Source organism: Shewanella sp. ALD9 (assembly GCF_002836315.1).
Lineage (GTDB): Bacteria > Pseudomonadota > Gammaproteobacteria > Enterobacterales > Shewanellaceae > Shewanella.
In genome coordinates this window covers 288,194-304,175 of the sequence record NZ_PJCD01000042.1, presented here as the reverse complement: position 1 = coordinate 304,175, position 15,982 = coordinate 288,194, and the positions used below count along the sequence as shown (strand labels likewise).

Here is a 15,982-nt window from a genome sequence, read left to right as displayed (position 1 = left end):
GAAGCATGCTTTGGGAAACGTTAGGTACCGCGCGAGATATTGGCCGACTGAATGAGCTTGCTTCGGTTTTAATTCGTTATGGCTTCGGCGATGTGTTGCGCAGGCTTGGCCTTGCTAATGTGTTTAATGTCGCCGGTAAGGCTCTGCATTGGAAGCATGCAGCTGAAATAACCCAGTTAGAATCACCGGTTAGGTTTTGCCATGCACTGGCAGAAATGGGACCAACCTTTATCAAACTAGGACAGATCCTTGCTACGCGTTCAGACCTATTTCCACCAGAGTGGACTGCTGAATTTGAAAAATTGCAGAATCATGCGCCGCCGGTATCATTTGAATTAATCTGTAAACAGTTACAGGAAGACTTAGGTTGTAGTCCGCAACAGGCTTTTGCCGAATTTAATCCAACCCCTTTTGCTGCCGCATCGATTGCCCAAGTTCATCGGGCTCGCCTACACGATGGTGCTGAAGTCATTATTAAGGTTCGCAGGCCAGGCATAAGACCTGTTATGGAAGCTGATCTACGTTTACTTGCCCGTATTGCAGAGGTGATGGAGTCAGAGTCACCGACACTACGCCGTTTTAGGCCTCGTGAGGTGGTCCGTCAATTTACCCATTCTCTACGGCGGGAACTGGATTTATTGGCCGAGTGTCGTAATGCTGAAAGGGTGGCAAACAATTTCAAAAGTAACCCCAACATCGTTATTCCAAAAGTGTATTGGTCGTGGTGCAGTGAACGCGTCAATGTTCAACAGTTTATTGATGGTATTTCTGGACGGAATATAGCAGCAGTGGAGCAGGCTGGATTAGATAGGAAGCTGTTAGCTAAGTATGGTGGTCAAGCTGCGTTGAAAATGATTTTAATTGATGGTTTTTATCATGCGGATCCCCATCAAGGTAATATTTTTTATCTGCCTGAAAATCGAATCGCATTTATTGACTTTGGCATGGTGGGACGATTGTCTTTCGAACGCCGCCATCAAGTGGTGCAACTTTTACATAGCATGGTTGAATTGGATGCTTCTCGTGTTGTTGATGTATTACTGACTTGGGCTGGCGATCCTCCGCTCAATAGTGAGAATCTTACTTTTGAAGTAGAAGAATTTGTTGATAAGTATCATGGCGTTTCGTTAAAAAGCTTCCATTTGAGCATGATGTTGACTGAACTGATATCACTGCTTAGAGAATATGGCCTCAGCTTACCTCCTGATATTATTATATTGATCAAAGCATTAATTGCGCTTGAAGGTGTTGCCCTGCAATTAGATCCTGACTTTAATATGGTGTCTGAAGCAAAACCATTATTACACCAGTTAATGTTACAACGATACGCACCAGACGCATTGGCTAAAAGAGGTTGGCAAGCCATTGTCGATACTGGTGAATTGTTAAGTGGATTACCGCAAGACTTACAACAACTTTTACGTTCAGCCCGTAGCGGTAGATTTCAGCTGCATATTGATGTCACAAGACTAAAAGCCTTTGGCAATCAACTTGACCGGGCTGCTAGTCGAGTCGCCATTGGCAATGTGGTAGCGGCCATGATTATTGGATCTTCTATTGTGATGACAGTTGATGGAGGACCAACTTTATTTGGTTTACCGTTATTTGGCATACTTGGATTTCTGAGCGCTGCCGTCGGTGGGATTTGGTTGTTATTCTCTATTTGGTCAAGCGGGCGCTGGAAGTAGCAAATTATCACTACATCAATAATAAACATGAGGCTGCATAAATTTTATGCAGCTTTGCAGTGCCAAAGCATTAAAAATAGACCTCGATAAGAGTAAATCATATTACCTTTGCTGTTTTGTACGATATGAGTAACTGCTCCATTGATTCAGTGTACAACATAACCATTCCTTCCAAAAACAAGCTGAATAATCAGACCATTTAGTCTAAAAGGTGACAAGAAGTTGCAAACACTCAATGCTGTCTAATGCTTAACGTGTAAAATCTGACGTTTAAAATCTGACGTTTAAAATCTATAAACTACATTTGTACTTAATTGATGTAGTCACTAACGCTTTATCTAATTCAAATGTGAAGAGACTTTTTCTTAACTAATCGTTGGTTTTTTTGCGGTAAATCGACATGCTATTTATGTGATCTATTGATAACAAAAAACGTTTCATTCGTGCTGCTTTAGGTATTAGTACTGACTGTTATGTCAAATTGTTGCATCGGTAAACTTCACTCAAATACTTGAATCGGTCACGCAATGCTTGTTGAAAAACAATCTATGAAAATAATGTGCAATAACAAGATCATGCAATGGCTCGATTACGTCATTGATACGGTTTAAACGCATCGGTTGAGATGACGATTAACGCTTAGACCAAAGTCGATAGCCAACAATGACATAGAGAGTGCTAATCTGAGTAAAAATGGATTGGAGTATTCATGCTAAATAGAATGATTTTGATTAATGGTTTAGTGGTATTTGCCATCACTGTACTGCTGAGTTATTTAACCTTACCTCCTTGGCTGTATGCATTATTGATCGCACTCGCGTCCGTAGCCACGCTACTGCTTACCCACAAAAAACAAATAAGCCCAGAAATCCTTGAGTCATCTCAACACGATGAGCATGTTGCGAGTGGTATCAGCAAAGCCGCCACTCGAATTGCTATTGGTGGGGCTGAAGTGTCATTTTTTATTGAAAAGCTAGCACATGCAATGGGTTTGCAAGTAAAGCATGTTCAAGAAATATCAGAGCGTGCGGGTAATTTAGAGCAAGGTGCTCAACAACTGTTAGGCCAATCAGCCAAAGTACGTTTACTGGTTGAAGAGGCAAATACCCAAGCTTCAAGCTACGCCAAAGAAATAAAACAAGTTGATGAACAACAACGCAGCTTGTCTACTGAAATTGAATCAACTGCAGTGTTATTAATAGAACTTAACAACAAAGCAAACGCTATAAGCAGTATCACCGACACTATTAATAAACTATCTGATCAAACTAATATGTTGGCACTCAATGCTGCAATTGAAGCGGCTAGAGCTGGTGAACAAGGCAGAGGATTTGCCGTGGTTGCCGATGAAGTTCGTAATCTGGCACATAAAACGGCTGAAGCAACGCAAGGTATAGAATCATTGCTGTCAGAAATTGGTGAAAATAGCATTCAATCTGTACAAGCAATGCAACGAGTCAGTGATATGGGGGGAAAACTCTCTCAGCGTATGAATGAGATTTATATTCTTACAAAGGCAAGCCAAGAAAGCATGGCCGATGCAGCAAGCGAAATGCTGCAAATGGATCAAACTGTAGGTTTTACCGTTGATAACACCAATGGCATAGGTGCCAATATTGAAGGAATAGGGGCCTCTATACTCAAAGTTGATACCGACTTAATAGAAGCTTCAGATCGAGTTCTTGAGCTTAGTGGCTTTGCAGAACAGATATTTCGTCATTTACAAAGTTTCGATTTATCGGATAAACACGCAATTATCGCTAATGTAGCACTCAATGCTGCGGCTGATGTCGGAGCGGTTTTTGAAAATGCTCTGTTAAAAGGTTCACTCACACAAGCCCAATTATTTGACTCAAATTACCAGCCAATCCCTAAAACCGACCCTCAAAAATTTACCACTGGTTTTGACCGTTTTACAGACTCCAATTTACCTAGCATTCAAGAGGCCATTTTAAAAAATAACACCGATATTATTTATGCCGGAGCTGTAGATGTAAGAGGGTATTTTCCTACCCACAATATCAAATTTTCTCAGCCTTTAAGCGGAAACCGGGAGCAAGATCTTGCTGGTAATCGCACCAAACGCATTTTTAATGACCCTACAGGAAAGCGATGCGGCAACAATACTGAAAGTTTTTTACTGCAAACATATAAGCGTGATACCGGTGAGGTGATGCATGATCTCTCTGCACCAATTTATGTTAACGGCAAACATTGGGGAGGATTTAGAATTGGTTACAAGGCCGAAGAGTCATAAATAATTAGCTCTATCCGGCTAATTTTTATGATTTTATGAGTATGTTGCCAACGAAACTTAACACAGGGGAATCATGTTTTTCATTCATTGACTAAGTTCTAACATGAACAGCAATCTAAATTCAATTGTTGTGCGTTATTAACAATCAACATTAGCAGCGTAAAAAAATCAAGTAAGCTAAAATTATTACCTTGTAGAAACCGCCCATAAACATACCGTTTATTCATATCGGTAAAAACATTATCTTTAACTTATTAGTCTTTAAAGGCTAATAAGTTAAATATTTAGGCTTTTCTGTTTAAGGCCAAAAACTGCAACAAAAGTGATCGCAAAATTAGCCTGTTAATAGCTGTTATTTATGTTCGTGTTTGGTGAAGCGAAAATACAGAATGTGATATATAAATATATGATTATTTATATGTTTTTTATTTTTAAATTAACCTGATTTTGAAATAAGCCTGAAATCATGAGCCGATTTTGTTAAAATCCTTGCCTGAAGATGCAATCGAGTATCAATTTAATAGGGCAAGGCGGCTCTAATTGAGGTTTTATGAAGATAAATAAGGACAAATACAGTATAGATAATACCGACTATACTGTCGGGCAAGATAACATTCAAAAATGGGGTTTTGATATACATAACCCTGTATTTGGAACGAGTGCAGGCTTAATCGCTATTTTTTTAATTGCCATTTTAATTATCGACCCGGCAACATCAAAAGAATTTTTAGATGGTATGAAATGGCAGATAATAGGGGCATTTGACGGTCTCTTTATGTGGTCTATGAATCTATTTGTGATCTTCTGTCTGGCATTAATTGTTTCACCTTATGGTAAAATTCGCCTAGGTGGTGACGGCGCAAAAGCCGATCATTCAAGACTTTCCTGGATAGCGATGCTTTTTGCAGCAGGTATGGGTATTGGTTTGATGTTTTGGGGCGTTGCAGAACCGTTAGCGTATTACACCGGCTGGTATGAAACACCACTGAATGTGGTCGCCAATACCCCGGCAGCAGCAGAGCTTGCACTGGGTGCAACTATGTTCCATTGGGGATTACACCCTTGGGCGGTTTATGGCGTAGTCGCCTTATCGTTATCTTTCTTCGCGTACAACAAAGGCTTACCGCTTTCCATACGTTCTGCTTTTTATCCTATATTAGGCGACCGTACCTGGGGTTGGCCCGGACATGTGATTGATGTTTTAGCTGTAATCGCCACATTATTTGGTTTGGCAACATCACTCGGTTTAGGTGCTCAACAAGCTGCGGGTGGTTTCCAGCACGTGTTTGGTATTGAAGGTGACCTATCCTTGCAAATCACTATTATTGTTGTAGTGACCATGCTGGCTATTGTCTCTGTGGTACGCGGGCTTGAAGGTGGTGTTAAAGTAATCAGTAACGTCAATATGTTACTTGCTGTTGTTTTAGTTGTCTTTGTTGCGCTTGTGACCGCTGCTGTTTCTATGGGCACTATTCCGACCACAGTAATGGGTTATGTTAAGAATATCATTCCCTTGAGTAATCCAATTGGTCGTGAAGATGAAGCTTGGATGCACGGCTGGACCGTGTTTTATTGGGCATGGTGGATTTCATGGTCTCCATTTGTGGGTATGTTTATTGCTCGTATTTCTCGTGGCCGTACGGTACGTGAATTTCTTACCGCAGTATTAATTATACCAACATCAGTGACTATCTTATGGATGTCAGTATTTGGTGGTGTCGCTATTGACCAAGTTGTCAATGAAGTCGGCATATTAGGCAGTGAAGGACTAACGGACGTTCCGCTTGCTATGTTCCAGATGTTTGATGCACTGCCATTAGGCAATATTTTATCAATGATAGCTGTGCTACTGGTACTGGTTTTCTTTATTACCTCTTCCGATTCCGGGTCGTTGGTGATAGACAGTATTACTGCCGGTGGTAAAATTGATGCGCCGATCCCACAACGTATTTTTTGGGCTACAATTGAGGGTGCTATCGCAGCTGTATTACTCTGGGTTGGTGGCACTCAGGCGATTGAGGCATTACAAGCAGGTGCCATTTCGACGGCCTTACCCTTTACCATTATTTTATTGGTAATGTGTGTCAGTTTGTTGATGGGCATGCGCACTGAAAAACATAATAAAAACTAGTTTTTATTTGCTACAAAAAAGCCGATGATTGATTCATCGGCTTTTTTTTAAGCATAATTTTTGTTCAATCAAAGCACATTACAACCATAATTTGTCAATCGCAGTGTCTGGACTAAAATGATATTTAATTTGAGCCTGCAGTAACTCTGCGGTGGCAATTGCATCGGTTAACGCATCATGAGGGGCATAAGCAGGTAAGTGATAACGTTCACGGCTATTGGCAAGCCGAATTGATTCTGTGCGCTTTCTTTTAAATAAATTAAGCAACCCTTGTGACTTCGCCCGTTGCACATTAGCCTCAATCTGCATGGTATCGATAACCGGAAACACAATACCTTCATTAATCAACATGCGTAAAGTGTGGTCAAGAAAATCACGCTCAATATGCCGATAATGCACCACCACAACTTTTCCAGCCAATTCATTTAAAAGCTGCTCCAAAATCAACAACAAATCTGGTGCACCTTGTAAATCTGAGTGGGTAATACCGTGAATAATAATTGAGTTTTCTTGTAATTTATCTATAGGGTTGAGATACCATTTTTTTGCTTTACTACAAAAAATTCGCTGTAAATTAAATGGTACTAGCCCAATACTAATGATGCTGTTTTGCTGTGAATCTAAACCGGTAGTTTCAAAATCCAATGCGACAAACTCAATATCACTTAATGGTGTTTCATTATGATAAGTACCTGCATGATAAAAATCATGCAGGCGTTTATCTTTACTGTTATTGGCTTTTAATTCTAGAAAGGCTTGCCAGTTTAAAATCTCCTGGTCGCTGAAATTAGTCATGAGTTAACCTTTAAAGTTTGTTAGAACTGTAGCGATATTTTAAAAAGTTTTGCGCATTGCTTAACACTAAAAAAGCATCTTTAAGGTTGCGTCTTTCAAAATCAGACATACTTTCGGGTTCAATATTATTATCAGGCTCAATCCCAGACTCTATGTCTGTTGACTGATGACGCAAACGAACCAAAGAAATAAGCTCCATGGCATGTTGTAAATCTTCGCCCTTGGATGTGGGCAGAATACCCGAATCGATAATGTCTTCTAAACGTTCAAATGAGTTTTGTGATTGTGAGCCGATGGCAAGGGCATGCACTCGGATCAAATCGGCCAATGGCGCAGTACCACGACGTTTTAAATTGATAGAGTTATTATGACGACCATCTTTTTCCATCACAAAATCTTTAAAGAATCCCAGAGGTGGTTTTCGGTTGAGGGCATTGTGTGCTAAACAGGCTAAAAAGCGGTTGTTTTTCTTGGCTTTACTTAAGATAAAGGCATTGAGTTGTTCGGCCCATTTTATGCGACCATAAACCCCCGTAAGATCAAAGAAAATAGAGCAGTTTAATAAGGCTTGAGGGTTGGGGTTTTCTATCCAGTCACCGAAACATTCTTCCCATTGTTCGCGTGTTTTACGGTATTCAGGGTTACTTGCCATAATATCACCGGTGCAGTAACTGTACCCGCAGGCAGCTAAACCATCACAAACAAAATCTGCTAACTTTTCAAAATATGCTCCATGCAACGCAACGTTATAGCTATTATCCAGGATAATAGCATTATCCTGATCGGTCACCATTAGCTGTTCATCCCGAGCCATCGAACCCAGAGCTAAGAAGCAATATGGAACAGGTGGCGGGCCGAACTTTTCTTCTGCAAGTTCTAATAAACGCTGTTTAAAGTTACGACCGATTTCAGACATTGCCCGTCCGACCATGTGTGAATTGGCGTCTTCGTTAACCATGCGTACAAAACAGTTTTTTAACTCCGCAGAAAGCAGCACTAAATCTTCGCTACTTTTTTGCTGGAAGATACTGCTTACAAATAACAAACTATTTTGCGATTCGTAGCGAATGATATCCGCAACTTCAATCAGACCAATCGGTTTCTTATTTTTTAGAATGGGCAGATGATCAATATTGTTGCGCAGCATAAGCAACATCGCTTCAAAAATATACGCGTTGTGATCCAGCGAAATTAAATCGGTCGACATGACTTGTGAAATAGGATTATCAACACTTACCCCGGCTGCAATGACCTTAGCGCAGAGATCATGTTCGGTAATAATACCAACGAAACTGCTATCTTGTTGATCATCTATATCTGGGTCATTAATTAATACCGCAGATATATTCTCTTCGGCCATGATTTTGGCCACAGCTTGTATGCTGCTATTACAGGACAGAACCACAGGCTCTCTGGTGACTAAGGTTTTTACTTTGGAAGTGGTCAGTGCATTAGCATCATCGGTTTTTCCTTTTACCGCTTGTTTTAAACGGGTGGAATCCTCAGCTTCAACAAAATCAGCAAAATCATCATAATTCTCGCACAAATCATTGAATACCGACTCAGGAATACAGTATACCAGCGTATCTTTTACCGCTTTGGCTGGGAAGCGCACTTTATTATTGGTTAACAAGCCCATTTGTCCAAATAACTGACCCTGGTCTAAACGATTATAAAGTTCACCTTTACGGCGATATAACTCTACGACTCCGCTGCGGATCATATATAGCTCTTTAACGTTGTCATTAAAGTTAACAATCATGCTATCTGTGCGGTAATAAGAAATCTCAACACTTTTAGCAACGTCAATTAACACTTGTTCTGGAAGCTGATCAAATGGGGCGTACTGAGCAATAAAGCTCTGGATTTCGAGTACTTCGGCTGTCATGAATAGACCTGCTAGTTGGTGATGACTGGAGAATTGTTAATATCTATTTAGCTATCATACGAGTGAAAATTGCTATTGTGTTCGAATATATAGCGGTTGCTGAGGCCATTAGTTACCTTTACGTGTTAACCAGTAATGATGGTGGCCTAGCCAAAACGAACGATAATCTACTTATGTTATTAGCCATAGTAGCACTGCTGTTCTGATATTGTACCCAAAGCATTTCTGTGTGGTTAGATATTGAGTTAATTTGGTGAAACAAGTGACATTGCTGAATATTGTCATCAATGATGACATTTACTGTTCGATTTTAATAAGGCAATTTTATAAATTCCAGCCTAAGTGGTTAATCTATCCATACTTATTCGTGCGTAATTAACGCCATAGAAGCTAAAAATACGAATTTTCTCTGAGGATAAAGGCTGTTCATGAAGCAGAGTCTCTTATTATGTGAACATCGATATAAGGTTGGAGAACGTAATGTAATTCGATAGCAAGCGCTGCACTCGAGGTGCCAGTTTATTTAAGTGCAATACTAAGCAATACTAAGCAATACTAAGCAATACTAAGCAATACTAAGCAGTAATAGCAGCACAATCTAAGTCAATTTATTGATATTTATCAACATAAATAGCCCGAGATGATGGGCGTATTATCCATTTTGGCTGAATATTTTACAGATCAAATTTATGCAGCTTACACTATGTTTTCATGCCGTTGTGTAAGGTGTCATCGTGTTCAAAAATGGATGATAGTACTGCTATGGTGTCATTGAGTTAGCTTTATATTGTTAACTAAGCTTGGCACTTTTGTGAATGATGTTAAGGCATAGTGTTTAGGATATAAATCCATTTCATAGGGCTATGCTGATGCAGTGTTATTTAAAGGAGAGATGTTTTTTAATCAATTAATGCTCATTATCTAAACTGACCATACTGTAATAGAGTTGATCAAGATCAAGCGTATAGTTTGTCTCTGGGCCTAAACTGATTACTGTAGATGGGTTAAAAGCTGTTTATTGATCCGTTGCAAACTTGCTCTCTGTGAGGGGATAAAATGAATTTTAAAGACTATTACACTGTATTAGGCATAGACCCTAAAGCGAATGATAAAGCGGTAAAGGTCGCTTATAAAAAACTCGCCGTGCAGTATCATCCCGATGTGAGTAAACATCCAGATGCAGAAGAAAAATTCAAAGAAATTGGTGAAGCCTATGAGGTGTTGCATAACACTAAAAAGCGAGCCGAATATGACGAGTTACGTCATCATCATCTTAATAGAACCCAAAATAGCTATGCCAATCAAGGTGGAGCGAATGGCGCCAGTCAAAATTGGGGACAACAGCAAAGCGATCCTCAAACCGATCAAGAATTTTCAGACTTTTTTAGTTCAATTTTTGGTTCAAGCCACGGTGGTTTTGAACAAGGTGGCCAACATAGGCAACGCCAAACCCAGCCCCCAAAAGGCCAAGATATTGAAATTGAGTTTCCGATGTTTCTCGAAGAAACATTGGTCGATACTCTTAAGCCAGTCGAGTTTACCTTACAACAACGAGAACCTAGCGGTCGTATCGTTGAGCAACCTAAATCGTTAAAAGTTAAAATTCCTGCTGGCGTTGTTAATGGCGAACGTATTCGCTTGAAAGGACAGGGCGGTCCGGGACCGACCAAGGCCGACAATGGCGATCTCTATTTACAAATTCGGTTTGTGCCTCATCCAATGTTTGATGTTGATGGCCGAGATTTGAGCATTGTTGTGCCAATAGCGCCATGGGAAGCCGTGCTGGGTACCAAGCTTAAACTGCCCACGTTAACCGGTCATATTCAGCTCACTATCCCTGCTAATAGTCAGTCAGGACAGCGATTACGTATAAAAGGAAAAGGCTTACTCAGTAAAAAAGTACATGGGGACTTATTTGCTGTACTCAAAATAGTCGTCCCGACATCACCAGACGAAACAAGCACACAATTGTGGACTGAATTAGCAGAGAAAAATAAATTCGACCCACGTGCCAGTTGGAGTAAATAACGATGCTGCAGATTAATATAAGCGAACAAGATTGTTGGTTGAGTAGTGATGAACTGTGTGAGTGCAGTGATATCAGCTCAGCCTTACTACTTGAACTTGTGGAGCACAGTATTGCGATTCCATTGCAGGGCGAGGTGATAGAAACATGGCAATTTAGTGTCGAGAATTTACATCAAGTTAAAAAAGCTACGCGCATTCAACGTGATCTGGCACTCGACTGGGGTGGCATTGGTTTAATTTTACAATTACTCGATGAAAGAGACCGATTAGATCATGAAGTCCATATGCTAAAACAGCAACTAAGTCGGTTTAAAATATAATGACATATCGCTGACTATTGGATGTTAAGGCTCGTTACACTTCTCATTGGCAGTTGCGATTAAGCGGCAGCCTGATTATATAAGTACCGCGATTTAGGACAGTCATTTAATCAATGCTACCTAACTATCGTTATTTAAGCTGTTTATAAAGGTTTATTAACGTTCTTTGCCGCTAAAAAACCAATACAGCTAAAATTACAGTTAAAGCCGAATAATGACTGTTGATTGTGGCCTAATGACATCACTTGTGCTCATTTAAGTACAATGCCTCTGGCCATAAATGGGCTGTAGGCAGTGCTTCTTCTACCGATTGTGCCGCATATGGGCATCGTTTAATAAAGGAACACAAATTCAGATAATCAAATCGATGACATCAATATAATAATGGATAATTACAGCGTTTGAAGTTGGTTTTTTGCAATGGTATTAATGAACAAGCTCAATGGTAAACAGACACAGATAGACGAGAAAGATACCAATAATAACGAATCTAAACCAGCGCGTAGCGGTTCTAAAAATATCCAATAGCGACATCGGAGTTACAATTAAAAACGCCGTATTATCTAGTGCTTTCTCACGAATAATTGCCACTGATACAAACATAAACATCGTCATCGTTAGGATCACCGCAAGTAAGCTAGGCACATGGCGAATATCGCTATTATCAGCATCACCAAATATCATTATTTGCGGTTATAGAATTTTCACTATCATGTTAAATGTGATCCGATCCCGACTCTATGATCATCCTGTTTTTGTAATCATTCTAAATGGCTATAGGCGAAGGTTGTAATTTGCTGTCATCGCTTACAACCCGCGATGACAGGGGTAACACTCATAAATAACCCATCAAACAGAGGGCGCGTGATGTGACTTGCTTGGCGAGGAGCATCAACGTAATTAATGTGACAAGAGAAACAGAAAAACTCATGTAATACTTCTTAACAAAAGTATAAGCCAACAATAACCTTAGTGAGTCAAAGTGGTTGTGTCGTCGTACGATAAATATTCATAATCTAGCCATGAAAAGATAAGTCATCACTGCATAAAACACTTGATTCATGTGAATTAAAAAACAGCAAATTAATTCAGTTTCTGAAGCCTATAAATTTACTAACTAGCCAATTAACGATAAGCCTAAATGATTAACCACATAGTGCTTAGTTAACGAGGATGATGTAGACAACTAAATCAATAAATTACCCCTAACAAATATAAGGTTAATCTGGGTTTTATTTTTACAATTAAATTCAATGATTTATGTCTATTTTTGAAAACACTAACATTGACATGATTAGCGTTTAGGGACTACTGTATAAAATATATCGCGAAAGTGTGTGGTAAATATTTAACAGCGCAAAATTTATTCACGTGCTTTTTATGTAGCGTTAGTACAAAAAAGCAGAACGGCGTAAAAGAGCGTCATGGAAAATATTATGGAAAAAATAGTAATAAAAAATCTCTATAAGGTTTTTGGTTCTGAACCTCGCAAGGGGGTAAAATTACTTGAACAAGGGAAAAGTAAAGAAGAAATTTACGAACAGACAGGACTAACTGTTGCAGTTCAAGGTGCAAGCTTTACTGTGAACAAAGGTGAAATTTTTGTCGTGATGGGTCTGTCCGGATCAGGAAAATCTACTCTAGTAAGAATGCTAAACAGGCTTATTGAACCAACGTCTGGAGAGGTGTTAGTTGATGGTCAAAATATCCTCAAAATGAATAAGGATGAGCTGGTAAAGTTTCGCAGAAGTAAAACCAGTATGGTCTTTCAGTCTTTCGCTCTTATGCCTCACCAAACAGTGTTAGAAAATGCTGCATTTGGACTCGAGCTTGATGGTATGGATAAGAAACAACGTGAAGAGCGAGCTCTAGATGCTTTAAAACAAGTCGGACTCGAAGGCTTGGAGAATGCATATCCCAAAGAGTTAAGTGGTGGTATGCAGCAGCGAGTGGGATTGGCGCGAGGCTTAGCGGTTGATCCTGATATCTTGCTCATGGATGAGGCATTTTCGGCGCTTGATCCTCTTATTAAGACAGAGATGCAAGATGAACTGCTTAAACTGCAAGATCGTCATGAGCGCACCATCATTTTTATCTCCCATGATTTAGACGAAGCACTACGTATTGGTGACCGAATTGCCATTATGCAGGGCGGCCGAGTTATCCAAGTCGGGACGCCAGAAGAGATTTTGCAAAATCCCGCTGACGATTATGTACGCGCTTTTTTCCGCGGTGTTGATCCAACCGGTGTTATCTCCGCTGGGGACATTGCCCGCGATAGCCAGCCAACGGTCGTTTGGCATACTAAAGCAGGTAGCCCACGAGCCACATTAGAAATGTTGAGTATGAAAGATCGCGAATTTGCCTATGTATTAGATTCAGAACACCGGTTTTTAGGTGTTGTCTCTTCAGATTCCCTGCGCGACGCTATTGACCAAGGAAATGGTACCAGCAAACTTGAGCATGCCTTTCTTGCAGAAGCTAAATCTGTTCAGGAAACCGATAGTCTTCAAGACATTTTATCTTTGGTAGCATCTCATTCTTGGCCTATTCCAGTTGTAAACTCAGAAAATAGATATCGCGGAGTTGTTTCTAAAAATCTGTTTCTTCGTACCTTAAACCGTGCAGAGAAGGGGACTTATTTTGAGCAGTCAGCATCTTAGAATACTAGCTTCAGGAGTGTTATATCATGTTCAGTTTTAATGAAAGAGTTATTCCCTTAGATGCATGGATCACAAGCCTTGTTGACTGGTTGGTAGAAGGGTATCGATGGTTTTTCCAGATGATAAAATGGCCCGTAGATTTCATTTTATCGAGTGTGTCAGATGGACTTCTGGCAACTTCACCTCTGCTTGTTATTGCACTGTTTGGCGTCATTGCTTGGCGGGTGTCAGGTTTCAAACTTGCTGGTTTTACGCTTGCATCGTTGATTCTCATTGGTCTGCTTGGTTTCTGGTCTGAAACCATGATAACCCTCGCCATGGTATTTTCATCTGTTGTGTTCTGCACCGTTGTTGGCGTGCCATTTGGTATATGGGCTGGACGCAGTGATCGTGTTAATAACATTCTACGACCCATTTTGGATGCGATGCAGACAACGCCAGCCTTTGTCTATTTGGTACCTATAGTGATGCTTTTTTCTATTGGCAACACTGCGGGTGTTCTTGCAACCATCATTTTTGCCCTGCCACCGTTGGTTAGATTAACCAGTCTCGGTATCAGGCAGGTACACCCAGAGTTAGTCGAGGCTGCGCTCGCCTTTGGGGCAACAAGCTCGCAGGTTTTACTTAAAGTTCAGATACCACTTGCTCTTCCGACCATCATGGCTGGTCTTAATCAGACCATCATGATGTCGCTCTCCATGGTGGTTATCGCCGCAATGATTGGCGCAGGAGGCCTCGGGGCACCTGTCGTTCTGGGCTTAAATACACTTGATATTGGTTTGGCCACGGTTGGCGGTCTTGCGATTGTTTTATTAGCAATCATTCTAGATAGAATCACCCAATCAATGGCAACCCCAAAAAATAAGGACGTAAAATGATACTTAAAAAAGTAATACTGGGCGCAGCTTTAGCTGCAATCACAATGACGGGGTCAGTAGCTCTTGCTGATACTCTCAAGCCAGGAGAAGGCATAACCGTTAAACCAGCTCGAGCGACATGGGACACCGGTTTTTTTCAGGAAGCGCTTGTACGACGAGGTCTTGAGACTCTTGGGTATGATGTGGAAAAGCCCAAAACGCTGGTCAATCCAATCTTTTACAAAACGGTCACTCTTGGTGATATTGATTATTGGACCAATGGTTGGTTTCCAATGCATAACGATCAACTACCGAAAAATTTTGATAAAAAAGCTGAAAAGATTGGTTATGTCATGAAAGCCGGTGGACTGGGTGGCTATTTAGTGTCTAAAAAAGAGGCCGATAAATATAATATTACCTCCCTTGAAGATTTTAAACGCCCTGAGGTGAAAAAAGCCTTTGATACCAATGGTGATGGCAAGGCCGATCTGACTGCCTGCCCTCCAGGCTGGGGATGTGAAAAAATAATCACCCATCATATGGACGTATATGGTCTCAAAGATGCTATCAATCCAGTTAAAGCGGCATATGCAGCAGGAATGGCATCGGCGATGGCGGGTTATAAAAATGGTGGACCAATCTTCTTCTATACTTGGGCACCAAATTGGACCATTTTTAAACTGAAGCCAGGCAAGGACGTTGTGTGGATCAACGTGCCTGAAATCAATCCGACCAAAGCACAAAGTTCTGCTGTTGAACGAATGACGATAAAGGGACTTGAAGGCGCAGTTTCTGACCCGGTAAAACTTGGTTTTGTTGCTTCTGACATCCAGGTCGTCGCCAACAAAAAATTCACCAAGCAAAATCCAGCAGCTAGGAGATTTTTTGAAGTATTTACCCTGCAGCTTGCCGACGTCAACGAACAGAATACTCGGATGAACGATGGCGAAAAGAGTGAACAGGACATTCAACGCCACGTTGATGCGTGGATTGCCAAAAACCAAGATCAATGGAACGGTTGGCTGACTGAAGCACGTAATGCTGCTAAATAGTCTCAACCTGCAATAGCTTATTGGTAACCCGGAGCACACATACCGTGCTTACGGGTTATTTTTATACAACCCCCCAAGTGTTTAGTAAAACGTATGCCAGCGCTTTCAAAATAGAGGACTAAGCTGATAGTGATTTAGCCCCTAAAGAGGCAATGATGTTTTTCAAAGGAACAAGCCTAAGTTCTTATCATATTTTTCAAAATACATTTCGAATTCAACATATTATTTAAAATATAATTCATAAAAAAATGAATGTGCTTATTTAAGTCCAAAGGTACAGGTCTATTATTGGTAATTATTTAA

Annotated in this window: 11 protein-coding genes; 8 read left to right on the top strand and 3 right to left on the bottom strand. The window is 40.5% G+C overall.

The window, feature by feature from the left end:
• Positions 1–5 precede the first annotated feature (5 nt).
• The 3 genes from CXF88_RS19580 to CXF88_RS19570 all read left to right on the top strand — a co-directional run bounded on the left by CXF88_RS19580 (position 6) and on the right by CXF88_RS19570 (position 6,076).
• Positions 6–1,688: an AarF/UbiB family protein gene (locus CXF88_RS19580; RefSeq protein WP_101088462.1), complete on the top strand. Its 1,683-nt coding sequence runs from the start codon at positions 6–8 to the stop codon at positions 1,686–1,688.
• Between the two features lie 709 nt (positions 1,689–2,397).
• Entirely contained in the window at positions 2,398–3,945 is a 1,548-nt protein-coding gene (locus CXF88_RS19575; protein WP_101088461.1) for a methyl-accepting chemotaxis protein, read from the top strand.
• A 550-nt stretch (positions 3,946–4,495) separates the two neighbouring features.
• Complete coding sequence (locus tag CXF88_RS19570; RefSeq protein ID WP_101088460.1) at positions 4,496–6,076, top strand: BCCT family transporter; 1,581 nt, start codon at positions 4,496–4,498, stop codon at positions 6,074–6,076.
• 78 nt (positions 6,077–6,154) lie between these two features.
• Here the strand turns inward: CXF88_RS19570 and CXF88_RS19565 are convergent, their stop codons facing one another.
• A complete protein-coding gene (locus CXF88_RS19565) occupies positions 6,155–6,871 on the bottom strand; it encodes a 3'-5' exonuclease (RefSeq protein ID WP_101088459.1) in 717 nt (238 codons plus the stop codon).
• A gap of 10 nt (positions 6,872–6,881) precedes the next feature.
• Positions 6,882–8,759: a DUF294 nucleotidyltransferase-like domain-containing protein gene (locus tag CXF88_RS19560; protein WP_101088458.1), complete on the bottom strand. Its 1,878-nt coding sequence runs from the start codon at positions 8,757–8,759 to the stop codon at positions 6,882–6,884.
• Positions 8,760–9,815: 1,056 nt separating this feature from the next.
• Between CXF88_RS19560 and CXF88_RS19555 the strand changes: the two genes are divergently transcribed.
• Together CXF88_RS19555 and CXF88_RS19550 are read left to right on the top strand one after the other, a co-directional pair.
• Positions 9,816–10,787 (top strand): DnaJ C-terminal domain-containing protein, encoded by a 972-nt coding sequence (locus tag CXF88_RS19555; RefSeq protein ID WP_101088457.1) that lies wholly within the window; start codon positions 9,816–9,818, stop codon positions 10,785–10,787.
• Between the two features lie 2 nt (positions 10,788–10,789).
• Positions 10,790–11,107 carry a chaperone modulator CbpM gene (locus tag CXF88_RS19550; protein WP_101088456.1) on the top strand — a complete coding sequence of 106 codons (318 nt, stop codon included), beginning with the start codon at positions 10,790–10,792 and terminating at the stop codon, positions 11,105–11,107.
• Positions 11,108–11,533: 426 nt separating this feature from the next.
• Here the strand turns inward: CXF88_RS19550 and CXF88_RS19545 are convergent, their stop codons facing one another.
• Positions 11,534–11,791 (bottom strand): hypothetical protein, encoded by a 258-nt coding sequence (locus CXF88_RS19545; RefSeq protein WP_101088455.1) that lies wholly within the window; start codon positions 11,789–11,791, stop codon positions 11,534–11,536.
• 752 nt (positions 11,792–12,543) lie between these two features.
• On the opposite strand from CXF88_RS19545, the gene proV reads away from it, so the two are divergent.
• Genes proV through proX form a run of 3 tightly spaced genes read left to right on the top strand, consistent with a single transcriptional unit; the run spans position 12,544 to position 15,679 of the window.
• Complete coding sequence (proV, locus tag CXF88_RS19540) at positions 12,544–13,770, top strand: glycine betaine/L-proline ABC transporter ATP-binding protein ProV (RefSeq protein WP_192114803.1); 1,227 nt, start codon at positions 12,544–12,546, stop codon at positions 13,768–13,770.
• A gap of 26 nt (positions 13,771–13,796) precedes the next feature.
• The gene (locus tag CXF88_RS19535; RefSeq protein WP_101088453.1) at positions 13,797–14,648 is read left to right on the top strand and encodes a proline/glycine betaine ABC transporter permease; all 852 of its coding nucleotides are present in this window, start codon (positions 13,797–13,799) and stop codon (positions 14,646–14,648) included.
• Positions 14,645–15,679 carry a glycine betaine/L-proline ABC transporter substrate-binding protein ProX gene (gene proX, locus CXF88_RS19530; protein WP_101088452.1) on the top strand — a complete coding sequence of 345 codons (1,035 nt, stop codon included), beginning with the start codon at positions 14,645–14,647 and terminating at the stop codon, positions 15,677–15,679. Before CXF88_RS19535 ends, proX begins: the two co-directional genes overlap by 4 nt.
• The last annotated feature ends 303 nt before the right edge of the window (positions 15,680–15,982 follow it).